Annotated in this window: 26 protein-coding genes; 12 read left to right on the top strand and 14 right to left on the bottom strand. The window is 69.2% G+C overall.

Translation table 11 applies throughout. The annotated features are described in order from the left end of the window. Positions 1–21: 21 nt before the first annotated feature. The 11 genes from AOZ06_RS18775 to AOZ06_RS18825 all read right to left on the bottom strand — a co-directional run bounded on the left by AOZ06_RS18775 (position 22) and on the right by AOZ06_RS18825 (position 7,040). Positions 22–585, bottom strand: a complete 564-nt coding sequence (locus AOZ06_RS18775; RefSeq protein WP_054290597.1) for a heavy metal-binding domain-containing protein — start codon at positions 583–585, stop codon at positions 22–24. Between the two features lie 12 nt (positions 586–597). Further along, positions 598–1,116, bottom strand: a complete 519-nt coding sequence (locus AOZ06_RS57875; RefSeq protein WP_054290598.1) for a heavy metal-binding domain-containing protein — start codon at positions 1,114–1,116, stop codon at positions 598–600. Further along, a complete protein-coding gene (locus AOZ06_RS57880; protein WP_054290599.1) occupies positions 1,113–1,349 on the bottom strand; it encodes a hypothetical protein in 237 nt (78 codons plus the stop codon). The genes AOZ06_RS57875 and AOZ06_RS57880 overlap by 4 nt, the downstream gene beginning before the upstream one ends. A gap of 124 nt (positions 1,350–1,473) precedes the next feature. After that, the gene (locus AOZ06_RS18790) at positions 1,474–2,346 is read right to left on the bottom strand and encodes an LLM class flavin-dependent oxidoreductase (RefSeq protein ID WP_054290600.1); all 873 of its coding nucleotides are present in this window, start codon (positions 2,344–2,346) and stop codon (positions 1,474–1,476) included. After that, positions 2,346–2,729, bottom strand: a complete 384-nt coding sequence (locus tag AOZ06_RS18795) for a SchA/CurD-like domain-containing protein (protein ID WP_054290601.1) — start codon at positions 2,727–2,729, stop codon at positions 2,346–2,348. The genes AOZ06_RS18790 and AOZ06_RS18795 overlap by 1 nt, the downstream gene beginning before the upstream one ends. A gap of 22 nt (positions 2,730–2,751) precedes the next feature. After that, on the bottom strand, positions 2,752–3,513 hold the full coding sequence (locus tag AOZ06_RS18800) for an SDR family NAD(P)-dependent oxidoreductase (RefSeq protein WP_054290602.1): 762 nt from the start codon (positions 3,511–3,513) through the stop codon (positions 2,752–2,754). Between the two features lie 125 nt (positions 3,514–3,638). After that, positions 3,639–4,580, bottom strand: coding sequence for an amidohydrolase family protein (locus tag AOZ06_RS18805; protein ID WP_054290603.1), 942 nt, complete (start codon positions 4,578–4,580; stop codon positions 3,639–3,641). Then, a complete protein-coding gene (locus AOZ06_RS18810; RefSeq protein ID WP_054290604.1) occupies positions 4,580–5,089 on the bottom strand; it encodes a cupin domain-containing protein in 510 nt (169 codons plus the stop codon). The genes AOZ06_RS18805 and AOZ06_RS18810 overlap by 1 nt, the downstream gene beginning before the upstream one ends. After that, positions 5,079–5,984 carry an NAD(P)-dependent oxidoreductase gene (locus AOZ06_RS18815; protein ID WP_054290605.1) on the bottom strand — a complete coding sequence of 302 codons (906 nt, stop codon included), beginning with the start codon at positions 5,982–5,984 and terminating at the stop codon, positions 5,079–5,081. Before AOZ06_RS18815 ends, AOZ06_RS18810 begins: the two co-directional genes overlap by 11 nt. Position 5,985: 1 nt before the next feature. Then, positions 5,986–6,438 carry an ester cyclase gene (locus AOZ06_RS18820; RefSeq protein ID WP_054296738.1) on the bottom strand — a complete coding sequence of 151 codons (453 nt, stop codon included), beginning with the start codon at positions 6,436–6,438 and terminating at the stop codon, positions 5,986–5,988. Between the two features lie 215 nt (positions 6,439–6,653). Next, the gene (locus AOZ06_RS18825; RefSeq protein ID WP_054290606.1) at positions 6,654–7,040 is read right to left on the bottom strand and encodes a hypothetical protein; all 387 of its coding nucleotides are present in this window, start codon (positions 7,038–7,040) and stop codon (positions 6,654–6,656) included. Between the two features lie 205 nt (positions 7,041–7,245). On the opposite strand from AOZ06_RS18825, the gene AOZ06_RS18830 reads away from it, so the two are divergent. From AOZ06_RS18830 to AOZ06_RS18855, 6 genes are all read left to right on the top strand, one after another. Beyond that, a complete protein-coding gene (locus tag AOZ06_RS18830) occupies positions 7,246–8,178 on the top strand; it encodes a hypothetical protein (RefSeq protein WP_225954789.1) in 933 nt (310 codons plus the stop codon). 233 nt (positions 8,179–8,411) lie between these two features. Beyond that, positions 8,412–9,080 (top strand): response regulator, encoded by a 669-nt coding sequence (locus AOZ06_RS18835; protein ID WP_157233106.1) that lies wholly within the window; start codon positions 8,412–8,414, stop codon positions 9,078–9,080. 77 nt (positions 9,081–9,157) lie between these two features. Continuing rightward, a complete protein-coding gene (locus tag AOZ06_RS18840; protein ID WP_054290607.1) occupies positions 9,158–9,493 on the top strand; it encodes a TcmI family type II polyketide cyclase in 336 nt (111 codons plus the stop codon). 23 nt (positions 9,494–9,516) lie between these two features. After that, positions 9,517–11,391 carry an FAD/NAD(P)-binding protein gene (locus tag AOZ06_RS18845; protein ID WP_236952287.1) on the top strand — a complete coding sequence of 625 codons (1,875 nt, stop codon included), beginning with the start codon at positions 9,517–9,519 and terminating at the stop codon, positions 11,389–11,391. A 202-nt stretch (positions 11,392–11,593) separates the two neighbouring features. After that, a complete protein-coding gene (locus AOZ06_RS18850) occupies positions 11,594–12,772 on the top strand; it encodes a sensor histidine kinase (protein ID WP_236952289.1) in 1,179 nt (392 codons plus the stop codon). Further along, positions 12,769–13,428, top strand: coding sequence for a response regulator transcription factor (locus AOZ06_RS18855; RefSeq protein ID WP_054290610.1), 660 nt, complete (start codon positions 12,769–12,771; stop codon positions 13,426–13,428). Before AOZ06_RS18850 ends, AOZ06_RS18855 begins: the two co-directional genes overlap by 4 nt. A gap of 384 nt (positions 13,429–13,812) precedes the next feature. On the opposite strand, the gene AOZ06_RS18860 is transcribed toward AOZ06_RS18855, so the two are convergent. Beyond that, positions 13,813–14,664, bottom strand: a complete 852-nt coding sequence (locus tag AOZ06_RS18860; RefSeq protein WP_054290611.1) for an ABC transporter permease — start codon at positions 14,662–14,664, stop codon at positions 13,813–13,815. Further along, positions 14,664–15,584 carry an ABC transporter ATP-binding protein gene (locus AOZ06_RS18865; protein ID WP_054290612.1) on the bottom strand — a complete coding sequence of 307 codons (921 nt, stop codon included), beginning with the start codon at positions 15,582–15,584 and terminating at the stop codon, positions 14,664–14,666. The genes AOZ06_RS18860 and AOZ06_RS18865 overlap by 1 nt, the downstream gene beginning before the upstream one ends. Positions 15,585–15,775: 191 nt before the next feature. On the opposite strand from AOZ06_RS18865, the gene AOZ06_RS18870 reads away from it, so the two are divergent. The 6 genes from AOZ06_RS18870 to AOZ06_RS18895 are packed head-to-tail and all read left to right on the top strand — an operon-like array spanning position 15,776 to position 24,077. Next, positions 15,776–17,182, top strand: a complete 1,407-nt coding sequence (locus tag AOZ06_RS18870) for a 3-deoxy-7-phosphoheptulonate synthase (RefSeq protein WP_225954788.1) — start codon at positions 15,776–15,778, stop codon at positions 17,180–17,182. 14 nt (positions 17,183–17,196) lie between these two features. Further along, a complete protein-coding gene (gene pabB / locus AOZ06_RS18875; RefSeq protein WP_054290613.1) occupies positions 17,197–19,326 on the top strand; it encodes an aminodeoxychorismate synthase component I in 2,130 nt (709 codons plus the stop codon). Continuing rightward, entirely contained in the window at positions 19,316–20,842 is a 1,527-nt protein-coding gene (locus AOZ06_RS18880) for a class I adenylate-forming enzyme family protein (RefSeq protein WP_083471788.1), read from the top strand. Before pabB ends, AOZ06_RS18880 begins: the two co-directional genes overlap by 11 nt. Further along, positions 20,835–22,388 (top strand): AMP-binding protein, encoded by a 1,554-nt coding sequence (locus AOZ06_RS18885; RefSeq protein ID WP_054290614.1) that lies wholly within the window; start codon positions 20,835–20,837, stop codon positions 22,386–22,388. The genes AOZ06_RS18880 and AOZ06_RS18885 overlap by 8 nt, the downstream gene beginning before the upstream one ends. A gap of 32 nt (positions 22,389–22,420) precedes the next feature. Then, positions 22,421–22,882 (top strand): carboxymuconolactone decarboxylase family protein, encoded by a 462-nt coding sequence (locus tag AOZ06_RS18890; protein WP_054290615.1) that lies wholly within the window; start codon positions 22,421–22,423, stop codon positions 22,880–22,882. Between the two features lies 1 nt (position 22,883). After that, a complete protein-coding gene (locus AOZ06_RS18895) occupies positions 22,884–24,077 on the top strand; it encodes an FAD-dependent monooxygenase (protein ID WP_054290616.1) in 1,194 nt (397 codons plus the stop codon). On the opposite strand, the gene AOZ06_RS18900 is transcribed toward AOZ06_RS18895, so the two are convergent. Then, on the bottom strand, positions 24,074–25,252 hold the full coding sequence (locus AOZ06_RS18900; protein ID WP_054290617.1) for an FAD-dependent monooxygenase: 1,179 nt from the start codon (positions 25,250–25,252) through the stop codon (positions 24,074–24,076). The genes AOZ06_RS18895 and AOZ06_RS18900 overlap by 4 nt on opposite strands. Between the last annotated feature and the right edge of the window lie 14 nt (positions 25,253–25,266).

The raw sequence follows: 25,266 nt of genomic DNA on the forward strand, positions 1-25,266 counted from the left end.
CCGCCGATGCGTAACGGGAGCCTACGTGTCCAGGCCGAGCACGAAGTACGGGTCGGGGATCGTGTGGTCGTCGCGGATCGGGCGTACCGCGGTGCCAATCGCGAAGAACTCCGTGGTGTGATTGCCCCACGTGTGGTTGAGCTGGGACAACCGCACGCCCACGACGCCCTCCGCCTTCACCGCCGTGCCGACCGCGATGAACTCCGCGATGTCCGAGTCCCACTCCGTGCGCTCGACCCTCAGCCGGACCGCCACGATGCCGTCGGCGCCGAGCACGGCCGCCTCGGTCTGCATCCTCGTCATCGCCAGCTCCCTGGCGTGGTACATCGCCTGGGACAGCTTGTCCGGCTCCTGGTTGCGGCTCCAGCGGCCGAGTTGCAGCCCGACCTGGTACACCGACGTCCCCAGCACCGTCCCCAGCACCGTCCCCAGCACCGTCCCCAGCGGCCGGAAGCCCGCGTGGCGGACCAGCAGGAACTCGTTCACCGACATGTCGGATGTGAAGATCGCCCCCGGCTTCCCCGGTTTCAGCTCGTTGAGCCTCGCCATCGCCTCAGCCGACAGCTCCGCACCGCTCGCATCCATCTGTCCCCTCCTTCAACGAAGCCGCATCACCGGCAGCGGCGGCCTGCCCGGCCCGCCGTGCCGGAAGACCCAGCCCGCCTCGATCAGCGTGGCGAAGTCCTGCCCGCTCAGGTCGGACAGGAAAGGCTCCGGTGGCCGGACTGGGCCCGTCGCGCGCACCGCTGTGCCGACAGCGAGGAACTCAGTCCCACCGAAGGGGAACGGCCTGGTGGTCAGCTCGACTGCGACGACACCGTCGCCGCCGAGCTCAAGGCATTCCTGCCGCAGGTGGTTGACAGCGCGTTCACGGGCATCGTGGGCCGCGACTCGCATCTCGGGCGTGGCCCGGACGCGCGGAGCGGGCACGGACGCCGGTCTGAACAGCCGGTCGCCGACATCCGGTTGGGTGTACCCGCAGTTGTCCGACAACGTCATGTTCCACAGGTCGAACACGTAGTTCCCCATCACCAGGCCGACTGGGGCGAACCCGACCGCGCGGAGGGCGTGGTGTTCGGCGACGGAGATGTTGGAGGTGTACGCGCCCTCTGTCACGGTTGGTCCGGCAACGTCAGGCGGTGCAGCAACTCCACGGTGGCCGCGTGGGCCTGTGCGTGCTGTACGAGTGCTTGCGTGAGGTCGTGGGACCACACGTCCATGCCCACGGTCTCGGTTCGCAGCACCACACCGCCGGACTCCAGCCGCACCTGCGCCGTCACCGGTCGCCCGACGGCTTGCCGGCGCCACGTGAACAGGCGGTCGCCCAGCCGGACCGCGATATCGAGCACAGGCGGCCAGTGCCTCCAGGTCCCATCCGGACATTCCCCCAGCGGTCATGGCGCCGGGTGTGGGCGTCCCGGACACGGTTGTACGGCGTGCCACCGAAGTGAACACGCCGTACAGGGCGGGAATCTAGGAACGGCACTGGACCAGAGCGGTGAGCAGCTTCAGCTGGTCCAGATCGGCCGAACACGGAACCAGGAGCAACTCGTCACATCCGGCGGCCTCGAACGCGTCGATCGTCGCGGCCACCGCGGCTGAACCCGCGCTGGTGTTGCGGCGCACGAGTTGTGCGTACGGCGGGGCGAATCCGTAGTAGTTCCCGATGTAGTCGTCCGCGATCTGCTCGGCCTTGTCGCCCAACGCGTAGTACGACAACGCCACCAACCGCGGTTTGCCTTCCCGGCCCGCTTCCCGCCACGCGCCCTGGACGGCCTGTGCGCCGATCTTGAACATGTCCGGTCCGCCGCTGCCGGAGATCCAGCCGTCACCGCGGCGTGCCGCACGGGCGATCGCGGCGGGGGAATGCCCGCCGAGCAGCAACTCCGGTCCGCCGGTACGGGTGGGCGCCGGGCCGATCCCGCCTGCGAAGCCGCGCCGCTGTCCCGCCCAGATCTCGTCGAACTCGGCCAGCTGCCGGTCCATCCGCTTGCCGCGACCGGCGTGCGACGTCCCGTTGGCTTTGAAGTCGTCCGGCCTGGCACCGACCGCGAGACCCAGCGTGAGGCGTCCGTCGGACAACCGGTCCACCGACGCCGCCTGCTTGGCCATCACGGCGGTGTCCGCGCGCACGGGCGCGATCATGATCGCCGTCGTCAGCCTGATCCGTTCGGTCACCGCGGCCGCGGCCGCCAATGTGGTCAGGCACTCGAAGTTGTCGTAGACCAGGCGGTCGAGGGTGGCCAGCGTCGAGAAACCCGCTCGCTCGCCCTCTCGCGCCCAGTCCAGCAGCGTGCCGCCGCTGGTGCCTGACACCGTGTTCGGCAGGCCGATCCCGATGTCCATCAGCCGACCGGCTTGAGCGGCTGGTCGTGCCTGCGGGCGATCACGTTCTCCAGCGCCGCCTGGCGGAAGAACGCCCGTGCGCCGTCCGGGGTGACCATGTCGCGCGGCGCCGCCAGGTGCTGCTCCAGCTCGCGTTCGAAGTCCTTGACCTCCTGCTGGCGGCTCATGTGCGCGGCGACCAGCGGCAGCGGGCCCTCGACCTCGATGATCCGGATCGCGATCTCCTTGCCGACGAACACCATCGTGCCCAGCAGCCTGCCGACCACCTTGCCGTCGGCGTCGGTGACGTCGAACCGGGGCCTGCCGCTGCGGCGGAACAGTTCCTTCACCGCCTCCTCGCTGCCCGGCTTCAACGGGTACTGCAGTCCATGCCACATCGGCATTGTCCTTCTCCTCACCAAGTGTTCACTGGCTGGCGGTGACTCCGCCGTCGACGTAGATGACCTGCCCGGTGACGAACCGGGCCAGCGGCGAGACCAGGTAGAGCACCGCACTCGCCACCTCCTCCGGCTCGGCCACCCGGCCGAGCGGGATCCGCTGCTTGAGCATGGCCAGGAAACCGTTGTCCTGCGTGGCTTGTTCGACCAGCTCCGTGCGCACGAACCCCGGCGCGACCGCGTTCACGGTTATCCCGTGCCTGCCCCATTCCGTGGCCAGCTGCTTGACCAGCAGGTCCACCGCGGCCTTGCTGGCGCCGTACGCGCTGAACCCGCGCCGCCCGCCCGCCGCGCCGCGCACCGAGGACAGGTGCACGATCCGGCCCGGCGTGCCCTCGTCGATCAGCCGTTTGCCGACTTCCTGCGACAGCAGGAAAGCGCCGGTCAGGTTGGCGTCGACGATGTCGCGGAACACCTGCTCGGGGAACTTCTCCGCCGGGATCGTCTCCAGCTTGCCCGCGCAGTTGATCAACGTGTCCAAACCGGACAACTCGTCGGCCACGCCTGCCACGGTCGCACGGATCGACGCGGTGGACGTGATGTCCAGCTCCACCCCGACGACCGGAGCGTCGCCACCTGCGAGCTTGTCGGCCAGCGCGACCGCCTTGTCCTTCGACCGCCCGGCGATCGCCACTGCCGCGCCACTCGCGACGAGTTGCTCGGCGATGGCCGCGCCGATACCGCCGTAGCCACCGGCGAGCAGGACCTTCCGTCCTGTGTAGAGCGTCATGGCTGTTGTGCCTCCCGGAGTTCCTACGCTTGGTCACCTTGGGCTGATCCCCTTCGGATCGGTGCGTACCGATGGCTGGCTTGCGCCACGTTCCCCTGAGGTGCGGTCGGGTGCCACGCGGCCTGTCATGCTCTGTCCAAGTCGAACAGCGTCCGCGCGGTGCCTGACAACACCAGCTCACGCTGCCACGGCGTCACGTCCAACGTGTCGATCAGGTTGAGACTGCTGGGCAGCGGCGCCGTCAGTGGCGGCGAATCCGTGCCGAACAGCAGCCGCTCCGGGCCGAACACCGACGCGGCGGCGCGCAACGAAGCCGCGCTGGGCGTGGCGGTGTCGTAGTACAGCGACGACAACTGGTCGCTGACCGGCGGCTGGTCGGCCACCGGCGGCCCACCGGGCCGTGCCCTGAGCTGCGCCAGGTCCAGCTTCTCGCGCAGCAGCGACAGCGCGCCGCCCGCGTTGGCTGCGATCAGCTTCAGCCCGGGGAACTTCCGCAGCCAGCCGGCGAACAGGATCGACGCCACACCCGCCGTGATGTCACACGGCCGCACGACGTGCTCGACCAGCCCGAGATGCCCGTTCATCGCCGCCGCGCCGACAGGTTCGGCCGGTGGGTGCAGCAGGACCGGTGCGCCGGTCTCGTGGGCCATGGCGAAGAACGACTCCGCACGCGGCGAGGACAGGTATTCGCCGCGCACGCTCGTGTTCACGATCAGGCCGACGAATTCCGGCTGTCCCAGCAGCTTCGCCGCCGCGGCAAGCGCGTCATCGTCGTCGAACGGGTTGACGTAGACGTACCCGCGCAGATTGTCCCCGTGCGACCGGACGGTCTCGCCGACCCACTCGTGGAACGAGGCCAGCTGGTCGGCGGGCTGCGCGTAGTTGTCGAGGCCCGGCACCGGGACCATGGTCCCCGCGCCTACCGGGCTGCCGACGATCGTCATGCCGATCCCCACGGCGAGCTTCTGCTCGACCATGCCGTCGATGTCGGCCAGGCTCGGCGGCATCGGGAACCTCTTGAACAGCTCTGGCGACGTGACGTGACCGTGGACGTCGATCGCCGTCATCAGTCGCCCGTCCCGCGTGGCGGGCCGAGCACCTTGCCCCCGTACGCCTCGACCGACGCGATGACCTCACCGAAGTCGGGGAAGCCGGCCGGGTTGAACGCGGGGACCTCGAGCCGCTCGGCGGGCTTGCCCGTGTCGAAGAACCAGCCGTCGAACCCGCCGGGCGTGCCGAGCACCAGCCACCGCGCGGTCTCCGACTCGACCTTGTACGAGTGCGCCAGCCCACGCGGGGCGAACACCGTGCCACCGGTGGACGGGTGGTGCATCACGCCGTCGATCTCGATGCTGAGCTCACCGTCGAGCACGTAGAACAGCTCGTCCTCGCGGGTGTGCAGGTGCACGGGCGAGGCGTAGCCCAGATTCGAGGTCTGCTCGGCCAGCCAGAACTGGTTGCCCGTGTCGGCGCTGGTGGCCTTGAACACCATCAGCGCGCCCATGTGCCAGATCGCCCGGCCCTCACCCGGAGCGAGGTCGAGCGGCTTGGTCTCGACACTGTTCTCAACGGACATCTGTCCTCCTTGAGTCGGTTTTCCGGCGTTCCACTTCGGTCAGCACCGCCGCGCAGTCGAGGTCGCCGAGTCCCGATTCCTGCGCCGCGGTGAGCACGTCGAAGCTGGCGGCGGTCGCGGGCATGTCCACCCCGAGCGCTTCGGCGTCCCGCAGCGCCAGCAGCAAGTCCTTGCGCATCAACGTGAGCTTGAAGTCGGCGTGCTCGAACGCGCGCCTGGCCATCACGCCTGCCTTGAACTTCATCACCGGCGAGCTGTACCCGCTCGCGGCGATCATCCTGATCAGCTGCCCCCGGTCGAGCCCGGCGCGTTCGCCGAACACGATCGCTTCGGCCAGCGCCTGCATCTGGACGCCCATCAGCAGGTTCATCGCGACCTTCGCGGTGGCGCCCATGCCGTGCCCGCCGAGGTGCACGACCTCCTTGGCCAGCACCTCCAGCACCGGCCGGACGGTCTCCACATCGGACTCGTCGCCGCCGATCATGAACCGCAGTTCGCCGTCCCGCGCGTGGTTGGCGTTGCCGAGTACGCACGCGTCCAGCGCGCGGTGCCCGGCCGCGGCCACCCGCTCGGCGAAAGTACGTGCCGCGTCAGGGGAAACCGTGCTCATGTTCGCGACGGTCACGGCCGCGGGCGCGGCTGCGAGCGCGCCGTCGTGGCCGAGCACGAGATCGTCGACGACATCCGCGGTGGCCAGGCAGACCAGCAGCACGTCCACGTCCCGCGCCGCCTCAGCGGGCGTCGCGGCGACCGTCAGCCCCTCTGTGGCAAGCGCTTGCGCCTTGGACCTGGTCCGGTTGTACACCGAGACGGTGAAGCCCGCGGCGGCGAGGCGGCTGGCCATTCCCGAGCCCATCGCGCCGAGGCCGATGAACCCCAGTCGTTGCGTGCCCATGTCAGTGACCGTTCGGCCGGCCGTTGGGCGGGCCACCCGCGGGCCTCAGCGCGCCGATCTCCATCAGGATCCTGGGGAAGTCGTCGCTGATCCACGACTCGACGACCTTGCCGCCGACCACGCGGTGCATGTCGACACCGGAGACGGAGAACCGCTTGCCGGTCGGCGGCATCGGGCCGAGCGGGCCGGTGTGCGTGCCGGTGGTGGAAAACCGGTGCGCGACGTACTCGCCGTCGCCGATCATGTGCTCGATGGTGCAGTGGAAGTCCGGAAAGGACTCCCGCCAGAACCCGGCCGCCTTGGCGAACGCGCCCGGCCCGGTCGGCAGCTCCAGGTCCCGCACGTGCACGACGTAGTACGGCGAGAACACGTCGTCGATGAAGCTCAGATCACCCTGGTTGAGCCCCTTCTCGGTGATCATGCGGACAAGGTCCATGTTGTCCTGGGTGGACATTCGTACCTCCAGTGCGGTGAGCGTGCGCGTCATCGACACTGGCGCAAGAAGGTCCCCCGGTCATGAGTCGCCGGTCCCGCCGGGGCTGGGACATCTGCAGCTCAGCGCCGGGGACATGCGGAAAAGGCCCGGCACCTGGGGTGGTGTGCCGGGCCTTTTCCTATTGGGGGGTGGGTGGTTCGGTGGGACTCAGCGCGAGTCCGGTCGTGCGGTGGTCAGTGCGCGGCGACCTTCCGGTACGCCTGCGACGCGGCGATGATGCCGTAGATCAACGCCACCACGATGCCGATCTCCTGCAGCGCCGTCCCGAGGAACGGGCCGAAGTCGCCGGGGTTGCCGAGGCGGTCGAAGATCGATCCCTCGATCAGCCCGCCGACCAGGACGAACAGCGGGGCGATGATCCCGATGAACAGGACCCATTTCGCCTTGCTCGCCAGCAGCAGGACCAGGAGCCCCGCGACGGCGAGGATGATCGGGCCGGGCGGCACCGCGGGATATCCGGGAACACCGACGATGATCTGCAGCACGATGCCCGCGGCTGCGATGAACAGGAAGACGGCATTGATCGTTGCCGCTGAGGACGGCGGGCGAGTGGAGGTCATGCCCGAATCTCCTTCGTGGTTCGCGTCTGTTGCGGCCGTTGATCGGTCACGAACAACAGCATGGCGGCCGGTGCCCACGTGTGGCGACCGACAGGGAGCGGCATCGGGGGTACGCAGGCTTGCGTACACGGCGCCTCAAAAGCGCTGGACGGGATACGCACCGGGCGGCTTGTAGTCCGCGCGGCCGCACGCGAACAATGGGGGCATGACGAGCACGGCCATGTCGACGGGGAGCGTTGCGGCGAGACTGGGCACCGCGCTGGCCAAGATCTGGCGCGGCGGCAGGAAGGTCGAGCGCAGGGCGTACGTGGTCGGTGCGGTGCTGTTCGCTTCCGGCCTGGTCGCCGCCGCCGTGCTGCTCGTGACCGGAGGCAGCTGGACCGGGCCGGTCTCGTTGCGCAAGGCAGCCACGTTCGGCATGTCCTTCGGGCTGACCCTGGCGACGGTGGCGTGGGCGGTGTCCTACCTCAAGATCACCGAACGCTCGCGGACATTCCTGTTGACGGTGTTCACGGTCGTCAGCGTGGTGGAGACAGGTCTGGTCAGCATGCAGGCGTGGCGGGGCGTCCCGTCGCACTTCAACTTCGAGACTCCGTTCGACAGCGTGGTCTCGATGTCGCTCGCGGCCGGCGGTGGGGTGATCATCCTGTCGATCCTCGGGCTGGCGAGCGCCACCATCGCGGGCACCCGCGACCTGTCGGCGGCCATGCGGATCGCGGTGCGGGCGGGGTTCGTCATCCTGCTCATCGCGCTCGCGGTCGGCGCGGTGATGATCGCGCGCGGGGTGGTCGAAGCGCGGTCCGGTCAAGCTCAGCTGGCGTACACGACCGCCGGTGAGCTGAAGCCCGCGCACGCGGTCGCGATGCACGCGATTCTGGTCCTACCGGGATTGGCATGGCTGGTGGACCTGACGGGTTGGGCCGACCGGGTGAAAACACGGGTCGTCTTGGTGGGCACCGGGGGATACGCACTGCTCACCGCGGTCGTGCTGGTCGAGTCGATCAGAGGGGTGTCACCATTCGCTGCCTCGGCACCGGAGATGGCGGTGTCCGTGCTGGCTGTCGCGTTGGTCGTGGGCGCGGCGCTCGGTGCGGCGGCCGGGCTCGTCCCGCCTGGGCAGCGCGGATCCGATTCATGAGTTTTCCCCTGTTTCTCCGCAGTGTTACACCGTGTTCGCGGTCCGGGACGGTTTTGCCGCCGTGCTCGTGCGCCGGTAGTGTCCGGATTGGATAGAAACAAACAAACTGGGTGTGGGACGAACGAAGATGTCCGCGGTGGGGGAATCGTTGCCGGGCGGGGTGACGAAACCGCGTGTCCATTGGCGTGGGACCGGCGCCGCTCGGCTGGCTGGTCGGCATTGGTGGGGGAGTCGTGACTGCAGAGACCGAGGTGGATGCCGTGCGCACCAGGGTGCTCATCGCCGATGACCACCCGCTGTACCGGTCGGGGTTACGCGGGGCGCTCGGCGCCGACCCGCGGTTCGAGGTGGTCGGCGAAGTCGGTACCGGCACCGACGCCATCGCCGCGAGCCACCGCCTGCGCCCGCACGTCGTGCTGATGGACATCGCCGTCCCGGGTATCGACGGCATCAGTGCCACCAAAGCGATCGCGGGCAAGTGCCAGGGAACCGACGTGGTCATCCTGACTGTTCTGGAGGACAGTGAAACCTTCCTGCCCGCGATGCGGGCGGGTGCGCGCGGGTACCTGCTCAAGGGGTCCGGAGTGGACGACATCGCCCGCGCGGTCGGCACGGTCCGCCGCGGCGGTGTCGCGTTCGGACCGGTGGTGTCCGAATGGGTGATCGACCACCTCAAGGACACACACACCGACGGCGGCAAGCCGTTCCCCGAGCTGACCGACCGGGAACGGGCCGTGCTCGAGCTGATCGCCGACGGCCGCGGCAACGACGCCATCGCCTACGACCTGGACGTCTCGGTCAAAACCGTCCGTAACTACGTTTCCCGGATCTTCGCGAAACTCCGCATCGTCGAACGCGGGGAGGCGGCGATGTACGCGCGCCGGGCCGGGCTCGGCTCGTAGGCCCTCCTGCGGTTTCCCGCGGCCAGGGGGACGCTTTCCCCACGACCGTGGGAAGTCCGGTCAGCAGAATCGAGCGCATGCACCGAACCCTGATCGTCGCGAAGATCCAGCCGGGCACCGAGCAGCGGGTCGCCGAGATCTTCGCCGAGTCCGACCGGACCGACCTGCCGCGCATCGCCGGGGTGCGCCGCCGGTCGCTCTACCGGCTCGGCGACCTGTACGCGCACCTGCTGGAAACCGAGGACCTCGGTGACGACGCGGTCGCCGAGGCGCGCAAACACCCCGAGTTCGCCAGGATCAGCGGCCTGCTCGACGAGTTCATCACGCCCTACCTGCCGACGTGGCAGTCGCCCAAGGACGCGATGGCCGACTGCTTCTACACGTGGGAACCCGCCGGCGAGACACACCGGTGAACGGTTCGACCACGATTTGCGTTGTGGGAGCGGGTCCACGCGGGATCTCCGTCGTCGAGCGCGTCTGTGCCAACGCCGGCGTGGACGTGACCGGCGCGGTTGTCGTGCACCTCGTGGACCCGCTCGCGGGTGACGGCGGCCGTGCGTGGCGTGTCGACCAGCCCGCCCAGCTGCTGATGAACACGGTCGCCTCGCAGGTGACGATGTACACAGACGACAGCGTGGACTGTGCGGGGCCGATCCGGCCCGGTCCGTCGTTGTACGAGTGGGCCAAAGAGGTCGCCGTCGGCGGGATCTACCCGGGACCGATCCGGGCGCAGGCGCGTGCGCTCACCCCGGACTCGTACCCGACGAGGGCGTTCTACGGCTACTACCTGCGCTGGGTGCTGCGGCTGCTGATCCGGCACTGCCCTGCACACGTTCGCATCGAGTTGCACCGCGCGTGTGCGGTGGCGTTGCGCGACGGCGTCACGCAAACCGTCGAGCTGGACAACGGTGTTGTGTTGTCCGATGTGGACTACGTGGTCCTCGCGCAGGGGCACGTCGACTCGGCGCCGACCGCCGCGGAACAGCACCTGTCGGAGTTCGCCGCGTCGAGCGGTGGGCGGGTGCGCCACCAGCTGCCCGCCAACCCCGCTGACGTGGACCTGTCGTTCGTCGCGGCCGGGCAGCCGGTGATGGTGCGCGGCATGGGGCTGAACTTCTTCGACTACATGGGTTTGCTGACCACCGGCCGAGGCGGCGAGTTCACCCGCCAGGCCGACGGCACACTGGCCTACCGCCGGTCCGGTTCGGAACCGGTGATGTACGCCGGTTCCCGGCGCGGCATCCCGTTCCACGCCCGGGGCGAGAACCAGAAGGGCGCGACGCTGCGCCACGAGCCGCGTGTGCTGACCCTGGACGTGATCCAGCGGCTGCGCCACGCCGGCGGTACGGAGTTCCGCAGGGACGTGTGGCCCTTGGTGGCCAAGGAAGTCACGGCCGTCTACTACCACACGCTGATCGCCGAACGGCTTGGCAAGCAAGCAGCCGACGAGTTCCTTCCCCGGTATCTCACGGCAGCACGGCAGGATTCCCTGCTGCTGAGCCGGTACGGCGTGCGCCCTGGCGAGCACTGGGACTGGGCACGGATCGCCCGGCCGTACGGCGACCGGGTCTTCGCGGATACCGCGGAGTTCCAGCGGTGGCTGCTCGGCTACCTGCGCGACGACCTCGCCGAAGCCAGGCGCGGCAACGTCTCCAGCCCGCTCAAGGCCGCGTTGGACGTGCTCAGGGACCTGCGCAACGAGATCCGGCTGGTGGTCGACCACGGCGGCCTGACCGGCTGGTCCTACCGCGACGAACTGCGTGACTGGTACACGCCGCTGAACGCGTTCGTCTCGATCGGCCCGCCCGCGCAACGCATCGAGGAGATGGCCGCGTTGATGCGCGCCGGTGTGCTGACTGTGGCCGGGCCGGGTGTCCGGGTGGACCCGGCGCCGGACGGCGGCGCGTTCCTGGTCTCCTCCGCGGTGATCGACGAGGACCCGGTCCGGGTCGCGACGGTGATCGAGGCGCGGCTGCCGGAGATCGACATCCGGCGGACCGGCGACCCGCTGCTGCGGTTCCTGCTGCGGACCGGACAGGCACGGCCGTACCACATCGACGGTTACGAGACCGGTGGCCTCGCGGTGACCGAACGGCCGTACCACCTCGTGGACGCGCAGGGCTGCCCGCACCCGAGGCGGTTCGCGTTCGGTGTGCCGACCGAGTCGGTGCACTGGCTGACAGCGGCGGGAATCCGGCCTGGTGTGCAGTCGGTCATCCTGGCCGACTCCGACGCGATCGCCCGTGCCTGTGTGCGCGACGCGAGCAGCGTCGGGCGCCGAGTCGTTGACGTGCAAGGAGTCGCGGGATGAGGGACGCGGGTCGGCTCGTCGGGATCTCGGCGGATCCAGGGATTCCGCGGCACTGCTCGAAGTGGAGGGTGCCTGTTTTGCCGGACCCGGCCGGGTGTCCCGGCGCGGCGACCGGGCAGGCGGATCGGGCATCGGCCCGATATCGGGCGGAATCCGGTGGATTGCCTGAGCGTCAAGCCGACTAGGGCCGTATGCTCACACCGTGGGCGGTTTCCGCGCAACAAACTGGGGCCTGAGGATGCCGTCGCTGCGTGAACTCGCGTACGCGGGCCTGGTGGCCGTCGTACTCGTGCTCGGCACGATCGGTGCCGCCGCGCTGCAGGCGGGCCGCGCCAAACCGCTGGACGTCTTGTCCGTCCTGCTCGTCGTCATCGCGACCATGGCGACGGTCGCGTTGCGCCGCTCAGCGCCTGTCTGGGCTCTCGCGGTGGCGATGGCGGCCACGGGCGGCTATCTACTCGCCGGGTACCCGTACGGGCCGGTGCAGCTCTGCATGATCGTCGCCATGTTCGAGGTGGCCAGGCAGATCCCGTTGCGGATGTCGCTGCTGGCCTGTGGTGTGGCCGGGATCGTCGCGTACTCGACCGTCGCCACCCGCTTCACCCGCGAGGTGGACACCCCGCTGCTGCTGTCCCTGGCCTGGCTGGCGTGGGTCGTGCTGCCGTGGTCGCTCGGCGCGCTGGTGCACGCCGTGACAGCGTCCCAGGAACGGGCGCGCCAGGAACTCGTCACCCGGGTGGCCCTGGAAGAGCGGATGAAGATAGCCGCGGACGTGCACGACGTGGCCGGGCACGGGTTCGCCCTGGTGGCGATGCAGGCGGGCGTGGCGCTGCTGGTGTTCGACGAACAGCCGGAACAGGCACGCAAGTCCCTCGAAGCCATCCAGGCGACCAGTGCGAAGTCGCTGACCGAACTGCGCAGCATGCTGGAGACCGTGCACCGGAAAGAGCCGGGCAAAACGGAAGAAACCGACAACGAGGAAGACCACGACGTCACCGGCCTGGCCGGGTTGCCGGAACTCGTGGAACAGGTACGTGCGGGCGGGCTGCCGGTGGACCTGGCAGTGGAGCCGGTGGGAGCCCTGCTGACCGAGGACATCGACGTGGTCGCCTACCGGGTCGTGCAGGAGTCGTTGACGAACGTGCTGCGGCACGCGGGGGAAACGACAGCGGACGTGCGAATCGCACGGCAGGAGGACGAATTGGTGGTGCAGGTGGCCGACCGGGGGCACGCCACGCCGGAACAGGCGCCGCGCCTCGGCCGAGGCCTGACCGGAATGCGCAGCCGGGTGGAGGACGTCGGTGGCAGGCTGGAAGCCGGGCCACGCTCGGACGGCGGATTCCGCGTGGTCGCCCACCTGCCGTTGGGAGGCGATCGGTGATCAGGGTGGTGCTCGCCGACGACCACGAGCTGGTCCGCATGGGCCTGCGCGTGCTGATCGACCGCGAGGAGGACATGACGGTGTCCGGCGAGGTCTCCAGCGGTCAGGCCGCGCTGGACCTCCTGCGCCGCGACCCTCCGGACATTCTCTTGCTGGACGTGCGGATGCCGGGCATGGACGGACTGGAAACGCTCCGGAAGATCGCCGCTGATCCGGACATAACCCGTACACGCGTCATCATCGTGACCACGTTCGAGGTTGATCAGTACGTTTTCGAGGCGCTTCAGGCCGGGGCTGCTGGCTTCATCCTGAAGGACACCGCACCGGATGAGCTGGTCAGGGCCATTCGGGTGGTTGCTCAGGGGGAGGCTTTGCTTTCGCCTTCGGTTACGCGCCGGGTTGTTTCCATGTTCAACCGGCAGGTCGCTCCCAGCTCTGCTCCTGTCGGGGGTTTGGATGAGCTCACGGAGCGGGAACGTCAGATGGTTGCCTGGGTTACCACTGGTTACTCCAACGAGGAAATCGCCAAGGAGCTTGTGCTCAGTCCTGCTACCGTTCGGACTCACATCAGTCGGGCAATGGTCAAGTTGCATGCTCGGTCTCGGGCTCAGCTCGTTGTCTTCGCTGTTCGGGCTGGGTTGACTATTGATCAGTGATCGCTTTCATCGTGTTTTTATCCATGCTCGGGTTTTTGGGCCTTTGGTGGCCAGGAAGCATGCGCAAGATCTCGGAGGAATGGCTGGAACGTAACCAACACCGTATGGCCAGCGCTGGTAGCCGCACTTGTGGCTGGAAGCCGCACTCCAACGTAACCAGCAGCGCTGACGCAATCAGACATCATCCGTCAAAAACCCGGCACACGACGGCGAGCGGGCCATAGGTGGGCACGCTTACACACTCACCATGCACCCTCGCACAGCGCACGCCAAGCACCCGCCAGTAGCAGCGCAACCCGAGCACCGGTCGACAGGAGCGTAAGCCGGCCGAGCACTCGTCAGCAGGAGCGCAAGCCACCAGCAGCCAACCGTGCCGAAGTGAGATCAGGTCACATCGCGGCGCTTCACTGCGAAGAGGCTTATCGCGCCGAAGATCGCGATGTAGACCACGAGAACGACGGCGGCCTGAGTCCCGCTGACGGCGGTGGTCACACCCGGCGTTCCGCCTGGTTCTCCCTGCGGTGTGACTCCCAGGGCGGCTGCCAGTGCGCCTGCGTTCGTGCCTGGGAAGAACCGCTGAAGAACGTCGATCGGCGCCACGATGTTGGCGAAGATCCGCATCAGGTTCTCCACGGCCAACGCCCACACCAGGCCCAACCCCGCTGCCAGGGCCGTACCCCGCACCAAAGTCGCGAGGAAGAACCCGGTGGTGGCCCACATGCCGACGATCAGCCAGCCCGAGACGATCCCCTGCACCAGGGAACCGATGGAGGGCCAGGCCATCGGCTTCGACTCGACTGCCGCGACCAGCCACGCTGCTGTTCCGTCGACGATGAATGTGGCTACCACGATCGTCAGCATCAGCGCCAGCAGCGCGGCCAGCTTTCCGCTCAGCACCGACAGCCGCCGCGGTCCTTGGGTGAGCATCATCTTCATCGTGTCCCAGCCGTACTCTCCACCCGCCAGCAGGACACCGACCAGCATCGCCAGCGCTCCCGCGAACAACGGGAAGCCCTGGATCGCACTGGAAACCAGGCTTTCCGGCAACGCTTCCAGCAGCACCCGCTCCGCTGCCGTCCTGCCGCCCACGGCTGGCCCGGTCGGGTTGCCGTGGTAGCTGATGTACGGGAACACGTATCCGAAGATCAGGGTCATGATCATCCAGACCCCGCCGATCAGCCAGAAGACCGTCCGCTTGCGGATCTTGAACAGCTCCGCCGTGAAACTCGCGAGCATCAGGCACCTTCCTTGGCGAGTTCCGGGTTCTCGGCGTCGGTCACTTCGAAGAAGACCTCTTCCAGCGACCTCTCCACCCAGTTCAGCGTGCGGACCGCCACTCCGGCGAGCACCAGTTCCCGGTTGACCCGGACCGCGTCGTCCGGCTCGACGCTCAGCCGAAGTTCACTCTCGTGCACGGCTACCCGGTCCGCGCCGAACATCTTCGACGCCAGTGCCCGCGCCTGGTCCAGTGGTTCCGCGTGGACGGTCAGCACTGATCCGCCGCGCAGTTCGTCCACCGTGCCTTCGCGGACCAGTCTGCCGTTCATGATCATCCCGACCCGGTCGCAGATCTGCTGCACCTCACCGAGCATGTGGCTGGACAGCAACACTGTCCGGCTTCCCCGCCCCAGCTGCCGCAGCAGCACCCGCATGTCGGCCATGCCCTGCGGGTCGAGGCCGTTGGTCGGCTCGTCCAGTATCAGCAGTTCCGGGTCCTTCAGCAGCGCCGCCGCCAGACCCAGGCGCTGCTTCATGCCCAGCGAGTACGAGGCGAACTTGTCCCCGGCGCGGTCGGCGAGGCTGACGATGTGCAGCACCTCGTCGGCTTTGCTGTCCGGCACGCGGCAGTAGCGGGCGAAGGTGCGCAGGTTGTCGCGCCCCGACATGTACGGGTAGAAGGCGGCGGCTTCGACGAGCATGCCTATCCTGCTCAGCGCCGCCGGGCTGCCCGGTTGCTCGCCCAGGACCTTCACCCGGCCCGCCGTCGGCTTCACCAGGCCGAGCAGGATCCGCAGCGTAGTGGTCTTGCCCGCGCCGTTCGGTCCGAGGAACCCGTACACCTCGCCGCGGCGCACCGTGAGGTCCACCTGGTCGACAGCCAGGTTCTTGCCGTATCGCTTGGTCAGGCCCGATGTCTCAACCAGATGATCGGTCACGCGTCGAGCATGCCGTCCGCGCCGCCGCGAGTCGTCCGCTGTCAGGCGCGTCGGCTCTACGCAACATTGCGTAGACGACCACCCCAGGAACGCGATTTCCCAGTTGTCCCATGACCGTTTCCTCAAGACCACGGGATGTCCGCTCGGTGAGGATCGTCGTTGTCCGGCTCCTTACCCGAAACGTGGTGAAGATGAACTTGTCAAGGCAGGCACCTTCCCCGCCACAGCTCCCTGCCGGCCGGATGCCGTTCCCGCCCGGCTGGCAGGGTTCCACATCCGACCCGGAGCCGTGGCACCCGGGCATCTGGCACCGCCTCCCCGCCGTCCAGCAGCCCAATTGGGCCTCGCCGGGCATCGCGTGGGTCCGTGAGGCGCTGCTGTCCCTGCCGCCGTTGACCACCTACGACGACGTGCGAGCGTTGTCGCGGTCGCTGGCCGCCGTGCAGGGCGGCAACGCGTTCGTGATCCAGGCGGGTGACTGCGCTGAGCCGTTCGGGTCGGCGGCGGTGGACGGCGCCGTGGCCAAGCACCGGCTGCTCGGCCGGATGTCCACAGTGGTCAGCGAGCGGATCGGGCTGCCGGTGGTCACGGTCGGCAGGCTGGCCGGCCAGTTCGGCAAGCCGCGCTCCGAGCCGACCGAACTCGTCGGCGGTCGCGTGCTGCCGTCGTTCCACGGACTGATCGTCAACGGTCCCTCGCCGACCGAGGCCGAGCGTCACCCGTACGCGCCGCGCCTGATCGACGCCTACCGCACCGCGCAACGGGTCTACGCCGAACTGAAACGGCTCGCCAGTGGCTTCGGGCCCGGCGGGAGCGCGGAACTGCCCGGCTGGTGGGAAGCGCCGCCGCCGGCCCTCGCCACAATGGGCACATACGGCCGGACCCACGGCAACGGCCTGGAATGGGTCCACAGCGGACTGTGGGCCAGTCACGAAGCGCTGGTGCTCGACTACGAGGAGCCGCTGACCCTGCGGGACCCGAACACCGGCGAGTGGTTCCTCACTTCGACGCATCTGCCGTGGGTCGGTGCCCGCACCAACAAACCGGACGGCGCGCACGCGATGTTCCTGTCCGGTGTGGCCAATCCGCTCGCCTGCAAGGTCGGTCCGGACGTCGACCCGGCACAGCTGCTGCGGCTGTGCGAGCGGCTGGATCCCGACCGCGTGCCCGGCCGGTTGACGTTGATCGCACGGCACGGCGCCGCGCTGGTCCGCGACCGGCTGCCCGTGCTCGTCGAGGCCGTGCGCGCGGCCGGGCACCCGGTGATCTGGATGACCGACCCGATGCACGGCAACACCGTCAAGACCGCGTCCGGCCTGAAAACCCGGTACTACGAGGACATCCTCGACGAGGTCCGCGGGTTCTTCGCGGTGATGGCCGAGCTGTCACAGTGGCCGGGCGGTGTGCACCTGGAGGTCGCCGCCGACGACGTCACCGAGTGCGTCGGCGGTGGCGGCGCGGGCCTGGCCGAACTGCCCGACCGGTACCGCTCGCTGTGCGACCCGCGGCTCAACGACGTGCAGGCCATGGCTCTCGTCAGCGAGATCGCGGACCTCCTGCTCGGCGCGACGGCCACGCTGCTGGCGGTCAACACATAGTGGACGGACAACGCATGCGGACTCTGCTGATCGACAACTACGACTCGTACACGTACAACGTGTTCCAGCTGATCGCCGAGGTGAACGGCGAGCAACCGGTGGTGATCCCGAACAACCCGGACAGCGGTGCGCGGATCGACCTGGACGCGTTCGACAACATCGTCATCTCGCCCGGTCCAGGGCATCCCGCGCGTGCGGCCGACTTCGGCATCTGCGCGAACGTGATCCAGCGGACCACGATCCCGCTGCTGGGTGTCTGCCTCGGCCACCAGGGCATCGCCACCACATCCGGGGCCGCCGTCGGGCAGGCGCCGCGGGCGCGGCACGGCCACCTGACGAGCGTGACGCACGACGGCAGCGACCTGTTCGCCGGTCTGCCCGAGACGTTCACCGCGGTCCGGTACCACTCGCTGCGGGTACCGGAGCCGCTGCCGCCCGGCTTGGTGGCCACGGCGTGGGCGGAAGACGGTGTGGTGATGGGACTCCGGCACGTCGAACGTCCACTGTGGGGAGTGCAGTTCCACCCGGAGTCGATCGCCAGCGAGTACGGCAGGGAACTGTTCGCCAACTTCCGCGACATCACCACGCGGCGGCAGGGCGACCGTCCGTCCATTGTGGTCAAAACGGCGGAAGCGGCCACCCTGGCCGCCCAGCCGGACGAGAAGTCGGTGCACTACCGATTACAGGTCACCGAACTCGGCTACGCGGTCGACACCGAGGCGGCGTTCACCGCGCTGTTCTCCGGCTCCCGCGACGCTTTCTGGCTCGACAGCGCGCACGTGGAGCCGGGACTCGCCCGGTTCTCGCACCTGGGCGACCGGTCCGGCCCGCTGGGGGAGTCGGTCGGGTACCGCGTCGGCGACGGCCGGGTGACCATCGCGCAGACCGGGTCGGGCACGCGCCACGAGCCCGGCTCGATCTTCGACTACCTGGGCCGTGAGCTGGCCAGGCGTGAGATCGACGCCCCGCCGCTGCCCTCGGACTTCAAGTGCGGGTATGTCGGGTACTTCGGGTACGAGCTCAAGGCGGACTGCGGCGCGCTGCCGGGGCACGTCTCGCCCGACCCGGACGCCCAGTGGATCTTCTCGGACCGGGCGTTGACCGTCGACCACGAGCAGGGCAGGACATATCTGCTCGCGCTGGACGACGGCACACCCGGGACCGAGCGGGCCGCCACCGCCTGGCTGCACCGGGCGGAAGCGGTCGTCGAAGGGTTCGTCGCAGCGACCGCGGACGCTCGGTCGCTGCGACGGCGCCAGAAGTCGCCGGACCCGGGCCTGCCCGAGCCGTGGCTCGTCCGTGACCGCGAGCAGTACCTCGCCGACGTGGACGCGTGCCGCGACGAGTTGCTGCGCGGGGAGAGCTACGAGATCTGCCTGACCAACGCCGTCGAGATCCCGCAAGCGGGCGGCGGGTACGAGTTCTACCGCGAACTGCGGCGCTGCAACCCGGCTCCTTACGGCGCGTACCTGCGGTTCGGTGAGATGCACGTGGCGTGCTCGTCACCGGAGCGGTTCCTGCGCGTGGACCGCGAACGGGTGGTCGAGACCAAGCCGATCAAGGGCACTGTGCGCCGGGGCACCACGCCGCAGGAGGACGACCAGCTCCGCAAGGATCTCGTGACCAGCACGAAGACCTTCGCCGAGAACCTGATGATCGTCGACCTGCTGCGCAACGACCTCGGCCGGGTCTGCGAGATCTCCAGCGTGCACGTGCCGAGCCTGATGGCCGTCGAGTCGTACGCGACCGTGCACCAGCTCGTGTCCACTGTGCGCGGTCGGCTCAGGGCGGGCACCAGCGTGATCGACTGCGTCCGCGCGTGTTTCCCCGGCGGTTCGATGACCGGCGCGCCGAAGCTGCGGACCATGGAGATCATCGACTCGCTGGAGACGCGGGCGCGTGGCGTGTACTCCGGGTCCATCGGTTTCCTCGGCTGCGACGGCACCGCGGACCTCAACATCGTGATCCGCACGGCGGTGCTGTCCGACGGCCGCTGGCACGTCGGCGCGGGCGGCGCGATCGTGCTCGACTCCGACCCGGTGGAGGAGTACGAGGAAATGCTGCTCAAAGCCTCCTCGACGCTGCGCGCGCACCCGAACCCGGAGCGGGTCCCGGCGGAGAAGGGCGGTCACCTTGTCGCATGACCTCGTCACTCCGTTGCAGGGTTTCGCGGCCGGACTGGAAGACCTGGCGCACCGCAACGAATGGGACGCGCGGACCGCGTACCACACCGAAGAGGGCACGTGGACGCACGGCGAAGTGCACGACATGGCGGGCCGCGCGGTGTCGGTGCTCAACCGCATCGGCGTCCGCGCGGGTGACCGGGTCCTGGTCGTGCTGCCGGACGGGATCGGCTGGGTGGTGGCGTTCCTCGCGGTCGCGCGGGCCGGATGCACTGTCGTGCCGGTCAATCCGGAACTGACCGCGGACGATCACGCGTTCATGGCCCGTGATTGCGACGCACGGCTGGTGATCACCACGTCCGAGCTCGCGACCCGGTTCGGTACGTGGCGTTGCCTGACCGTCGGCGAGCTCATGGCGGGCGCGGCCGGCGCGGAGAAGGCCGAGCCGGTGCCCGCCGACGTTCCGCTGTACGTGCACTACACGTCGGGAACGACCGGGCGGCCGAAGGGAGTCCTGCATCCGCAAGGCAATCCGGCCGCGTACTACCACTCGGTCGGCCGGGGGCTCGGCGTGCGCGCCGACGACGTGACGTTGTCGGTGTCGAAACTGTTCTTCACCTACGGGTTCTGCAACGCGTTGGTGTTCCCGCTGTTCTCCGGGTCGGCCGCGGTCCTCATCGCCGGTCGCCCGACGCCTGATGTGGTCGGCGCGCTCGTGGCACGCCACCGGGTGTCGCTGCTGTACGCGGTACCGTCCTGGTTCGGCCGGGTGGTCGCCGAAGGTGATCCGAGCCAGTTCCACTCGGTGCGGGCCGCGGTGTCCGGCGGTGAGCGCTTTCCCCGTGACATGACCGAACGCGCCGCGCGGTTCCTCGGCGCGCCCGTGCTCAACCAGCTGGGCGCCACCGAGGTGGGGTGCGCCGCCACGATGAACACGCTGGCCTGCGACGTCCCCGGCACGATCGGCCGTCCCGTGCCCGGCTACCGGATCGAGGTGCGCGACGCCGACGGCCGCGCGGTGGCCGACGAGGCCGAAGGTGGCCTGTGGGTGCGTGGTCCCGCGTTGATGACCGGGTACCTCAACCGCCCGGAGGCCACCGCCGAGGTGCTGGTGGACGGCTGGTTGCACACCCGTGACCGGGTGGTGCGGCACGCCGACGGGACGTTCACGCACGTGGCACGGGCCGACGACCTGGAGATGGTCGGCGGGATCACGATGTCGCCGATGGAAGTCGAGGACGTCCTGCGCAGCCACCACAAGGTCAGGGAGGTCGCGGTCGCGGCCGTGCCCGACCACCTCGGCGCCAGCAAGCTGCGCGCGTTCGTCGTCGCCGAACCGGGATCCGCGCGGTACGGGCTGGACGGCGAGCTGATCGCGCTGGCCCGCGCGAACCTGGCGCCGTACAAGGTGCCGCGGTCGGTCCGGTTCGTCGACGCCCTGCCCCGCACGTCGACCGGCAAGCTCCGCCGGTTCGCGCTGCGGGATCCGCACTTCGCCACCAGAGCCCCGAGAGCCTCGGAGGACAGCGATGCCTGACAAGACGTTCGAGATCGGCCGGATGTTCGCCGACGCGGCCGAGCGCGGCGGCACCGTGCGGATCCACCTGGACCAGCCGTTGCAACTGGCCCCCGGCCGCGGCACCGAAACCACTGTGCGGGACCTCGCTGACCTGGTCGACGAGCTGTCCGCGCGGTTGTGGGCGGCCGGTGTCCGGCCCAGCGAACGCGTCGCGATCTACAAGACCAACAACTTCGACATCGCGCTGCTGGCGTGCGCGGTCTCCCGGATCGGGGGCGTGCCCGCGCTGCTGTCCCCGGCCCTGCCGGCCCACATCGCGACGGAACTGCTGCGGCGTCTGGACAAGCCGTGGCTGCTGATCGACGCCGGCAAGATCGACTCGTCGTTCGGCGGTACGGCACCGATCGAAGCCACCCACCGCGTGCTGCTCACGGCAGGCAGGGAGATCACCGGCACGACGGCGCTGAGCGGATACGCCGGCGCCGCACGCCCCGAACCGGTCCGCCTGCACCCACGCCAACCGGCCCTGATCACGCACAGCTCAGGCACGACCGGCGTGCCGAAACTAGCCGTGCACTGCGGCGATTCCCTGTGGCACAGGTTGTTGCCGCAGAAGCTGATGGCGTGGCCCATTCGTGGCAGAGAAACCGCGGCCTTGTGCATGACGTTCGTGCACTCGCGGTTCTACAACGCGCTGCGTGTGTTCCTGGACCACGGCAACCCGATGGTGATCGCGGCCGACCACGCCCCGGAGCGGATCGGCAGGCTGTTCGCGCGCACACGACCCGGGTACGTCGAGACGCACCCGAACACGTACATCGACTGGGAGGAACTGGCGGACGCGCCGCTGGCGCCGCTGGGCAACGTGCGGTGCTTCGGTGGCACGTTCGACGCGATGCACCCGCGCACGATCCAGCGGATGCTGTCCGCGTCCAACCGCGTGCTCCCGATCTTCCTGCAGCTCTACGGCCAGTCGGAGACCGGCCCGGTGTGCGCGCGGTTCTTCACCCGGCGTGGCGCGGGCAAGGGCGACGCCCGGTTCGTCGGGATCCCGCTGCCGGGGTTCGTCAAACTGCGGGTTACCGGCCACGACGGCAAACCCGTGCGGCGCGGGCAAACCGGGCACCTCGAAGTCAAGATCCGCAGCAGGATCCTGACCTACCTCGGTGAACCCGACCGTTACGCCGACCAGGTGCGCGGCAAGTGGTGGAGGATGGGCGACATGGGCTCGATCGGGCGGCTGCGCCGGGTGCGCCTGGTGGACCGGGAGGTCGACCAGATCGAGTCGATGGACTCCAACCTCGAGGCCGAGGACATCCTGATGTCCCGGTTGGACGAACTGCGCGAGATCGCCATCGTGGCCGGTTCGTCCGGTGAGCCCGTCCCGGTGGTGTGCACCAAGGGCGAACGACCGCTCGACCCCGAGCGGTGGCGGATGGCGACGGCGGATCTGCCGCCGATGGCCGACCCGGTGCGGCTACCGTTCGACGAGGTGCCGCGCACGTCGACGTGGAAGGTGCAACGGCCGGAGCTGATCCGCCTGCTCGCGGGCGGCAAGGCTTGACACGCAGGACAGGGAACGAAAGTGGGGAACACATGTCGAACGCCCGGATCAACCTCGGCAAGGCCTGGCCGCAGGGCAAGACGCCGCTGTTCGCGCTGACGGCGGCGATCGCCGAGTCGGGACTGGACCGCAGGCTGACCGACCTGATCAACATCCGCGCCTCGCAGATCAACCAGTGCGCGTTCTGCCTTGACATGCACACCAAGGACGCCCGTGCGGCGGGGGAGACCGAGCAGCGGATCTACGCGCTGAACGCGTGGCGCGAGACGCCGTTCTTCACCGACGAGGAGCGCGCGGTGCTGGCGTTGACCGAGGAGATCACGCTGATCGCGGACGGCGGTGTCGACGACGAGGTGTGGGCGGCGGCGGCCAAGCACTTCGACGAACCCGCGCTCGGCCGGATCGTGATGGCGATCGTCGCGATCAACGCGTGGAACCGGCTCGGGGTGACCCAGCGGCTCCCCGTCGGCGGCTACCAGCCGGCCAGGAGCTGACATGGCCGTGCAGCAAAGGCCGGTCCTGGTCGTCGGAGCCGGACCGGCCGGATTCGGCGCGGCGCTGGCCTTGCGCTCGCGCGGCCTGCCCGTGACGGTGCTGGAGGCGGAGCAGGCGGACCGGGTCCGGCCGGGCAGCCGCGCGTTGTTCGTGCACCAGGAGTCGTTGCGGCTGCTGGACAAGGCCAGTCCCGGACTGGCGGCGCGGATCGTGGCGCACGGCGCGGTCTGGCCGACCAAACGGACGTTCTTCCGCGGCCGCGAGGTCTTCGCCAGGACCTACCCGCCCGCCGGCGGCGACCGGCTGCCCCGGTTCACCAGCCTGCGCCAGATCGAGACGGAGAAACACCTGCACGCGGCCTGCCTGGACGCGGGCGTGGACATCGAGTGGGGCGCCAGGGCCGAAACGGTCACCACGGACGCGAACGGTGTTTCGCTCCGCACGGCCGACGGCCGGGACTGGCGCGCCCAGTACGTCGTGGCCGCGGACGGCGCCCATTCCGTCGTCCGCAAGCAGATCGGCATCACCTGGGAGGGCACGAGGTCCGAGGGATTCCACGTGGTCGTCGACGTCCTCGACGACTCGATGCCGCTCGAGCGGGTGTTCCACTACCGCCACCCGGCTCTGGGCGGGCGCAACGTGATGCGCGTGCCGTTCGCCGGCGGGTTCCAGGTCGACCTGCAGTGCGGGCCGGACGACGACGCCGACCGGTTCGCCTCGCCGGACGGCGTCGAGCGCTGGCTGCCGAAGGTCGTCGACGCGAAGTACGCCGAGCAGGTGGTGTGGATCTCGAAGTACCACTACCTGCACGTGGTCGCCAGATCCTTTGTGGACTCGAACAACCGGGTGCTGCTGGTCGGCGAAGCGGCCCACCTGTTCCCGCCGTTCGGTGCGCGCGGGATGAACAGCGGGTTCGCCGACGGCGCCGCCGCCGCCGACGCCGTCGAGTCGGCACTGGAGTCGGGCAGTTCCAAGGCGATCAAGGACTTCGACCACGATCGCGGTGTGGCTGCGCGGTTCAACAGCGAAGCCGCGCGGCTCGCGTTGTCGCACATGCGTCCTACGTCGGCGCTGATGAAGCTGCGGCAGGAAGCCGCGGCGACGCTGTCGCCGGTGATACCCTGGATGGGCTCCTGGTTGGAGCACGCGCCCTACGGGCCGCGCACCGGCGCCACGGCCAGCGGGAAGTACTAGGCGAACGTGGGCAAGGTGAGCGCCGAGTGCTCGGGCCGCCCGGTGTCGCCGTCGAACGAGTCCGGGTCAAGCAGTGCGGCGTTGCGCTGTGCCAATGCTTCGGCGGTCTCCGGGGTGACGGCGGAGCGTCCGTCGGTGGCCAGCGCCTGGTTCAGTTCGACGAACCGCCGCGTCTCCCGTTCGTAGGTGGCGAAGGCCGAGGTGTGATCAGGTTGCGCGGCGAGCGCGCCCGCGAGCATGTACGCGCTGACCAGTGCGATGCTCGTGCCCTGGCCGGACAGGAAGGACGGTGCGTGGGCGGCGTCGCCGACCACGGCGACGCGGCCACGTGCCCAGGACGGCATGTGGATCTGGCTGACGACGTCGAAGAACAGGTCGTCGGCCGTGCGCATCGCGGCGACCATCCGCGGGATCTCCCACTGGTCGCCGGCGAAGGCCGAGGCGGTGACGTCCCGCTGGGCCGCCGGGTCGCGGAAGGCCGCCAGTGGCGGTTCGGCGCGGGTGAAGATCAGGAAGGCGTGTACGTGGTCGTTGTCGCCCGCGGCGTAGAGGACCCCGGACCGGCCGGGCGCGTTCCACACGACGCCTTCGTGGGAGAGGCCGAAGTCGTTGGGCATGGTGAACCCGGCGAAGCAGTAGCCGAGGTAGCGGTGGAACTGCTCCTCGGGGCCGGAGGTGTGGCCCCTGGTGTTCGAGTGCAGCCCGTCGGCGCCGATGACCAGGTCGAACCTGCGCCGCTGTCGGCTGGTGAAGGTCACGTCCACGCCGTCGGTGTCCTCCGCCAGCGCGGCGATGGAGTCGCTGAACACGAACTCGCACGTGTCCCGGACCGCGTCGTACAAGGTGGCCGTGAGGTCGCCGCGGGCTATCTCCAGGTCGCGGCCGGCGGCGTTGCCGACGATCTTGTCAGCGGCGACCGATGCGACGGGGCTGCCGTCGGGGTGCAGGAAGGTGATCCGGCGGGAGTCGACGTGGGCGGCGCGCAGCCGGGGCAGCAGGCCCATCCGCTCGACGACGTCCAACGCCGTGCCGCGGATGTCGATGGGGTAGCCGCCGCTGCGGACGGCCGGGGCCTTCTCGACGACGGTGACGTCGAAGCCGTACCGGTGCAGCCAGTAGGCCAGTGCGGGACCGGCGATGCCGGCGCCGGAGATCAGGATCGAGCCCTTGGTCATGGTGCTGTCCCCTC

The organism is Kibdelosporangium phytohabitans, from assembly GCF_001302585.1.
In the GTDB taxonomy this organism is placed as follows: domain Bacteria; phylum Actinomycetota; class Actinomycetes; order Mycobacteriales; family Pseudonocardiaceae; genus Kibdelosporangium; species Kibdelosporangium phytohabitans.

Coding starts and splice junctions, on each gene's coding strand:
- pabB (WP_054290613.1), top strand. CDS start 17,197: ATGCGGACTCTGCTGATCGACAACTACGACTCGTACACGTACAACGTG.
- AOZ06_RS18790 (WP_054290600.1), bottom strand. CDS start 2,346: ATGGACATCGGGATCGGCCTGCCGAACACGGTGTCAGGCACCAGCGGC.
- AOZ06_RS18895 (WP_054290616.1), top strand. CDS start 22,884: ATGGCCGTGCAGCAAAGGCCGGTCCTGGTCGTCGGAGCCGGACCGGCC.
- AOZ06_RS18795 (WP_054290601.1), bottom strand. CDS start 2,729: ATGCCGATGTGGCATGGACTGCAGTACCCGTTGAAGCCGGGCAGCGAG.
- AOZ06_RS18805 (WP_054290603.1), bottom strand. CDS start 4,580: ATGACGGCGATCGACGTCCACGGTCACGTCACGTCGCCAGAGCTGTTC.
- AOZ06_RS18870 (WP_225954788.1), top strand. CDS start 15,776: ATGAACTTGTCAAGGCAGGCACCTTCCCCGCCACAGCTCCCTGCCGGC.
- AOZ06_RS18825 (WP_054290606.1), bottom strand. CDS start 7,040: ATGACCTCCACTCGCCCGCCGTCCTCAGCGGCAACGATCAATGCCGTC.
- AOZ06_RS18890 (WP_054290615.1), top strand. CDS start 22,421: ATGTCGAACGCCCGGATCAACCTCGGCAAGGCCTGGCCGCAGGGCAAG.
- AOZ06_RS18810 (WP_054290604.1), bottom strand. CDS start 5,089: ATGTCCGTTGAGAACAGTGTCGAGACCAAGCCGCTCGACCTCGCTCCG.
- AOZ06_RS18830 (WP_225954789.1), top strand. CDS start 7,246: ATGACGAGCACGGCCATGTCGACGGGGAGCGTTGCGGCGAGACTGGGC.
- AOZ06_RS18820 (WP_054296738.1), bottom strand. CDS start 6,438: ATGTCCACCCAGGACAACATGGACCTTGTCCGCATGATCACCGAGAAG.
- AOZ06_RS18775 (WP_054290597.1), bottom strand. CDS start 585: ATGGATGCGAGCGGTGCGGAGCTGTCGGCTGAGGCGATGGCGAGGCTC.
- AOZ06_RS18840 (WP_054290607.1), top strand. CDS start 9,158: ATGCACCGAACCCTGATCGTCGCGAAGATCCAGCCGGGCACCGAGCAG.
- AOZ06_RS18900 (WP_054290617.1), bottom strand. CDS start 25,252: ATGACCAAGGGCTCGATCCTGATCTCCGGCGCCGGCATCGCCGGTCCC.
- AOZ06_RS18885 (WP_054290614.1), top strand. CDS start 20,835: ATGCCTGACAAGACGTTCGAGATCGGCCGGATGTTCGCCGACGCGGCC.
- AOZ06_RS18815 (WP_054290605.1), bottom strand. CDS start 5,984: ATGGGCACGCAACGACTGGGGTTCATCGGCCTCGGCGCGATGGGCTCG.
- AOZ06_RS18800 (WP_054290602.1), bottom strand. CDS start 3,513: ATGACGCTCTACACAGGACGGAAGGTCCTGCTCGCCGGTGGCTACGGC.
- AOZ06_RS18860 (WP_054290611.1), bottom strand. CDS start 14,664: ATGCTCGCGAGTTTCACGGCGGAGCTGTTCAAGATCCGCAAGCGGACG.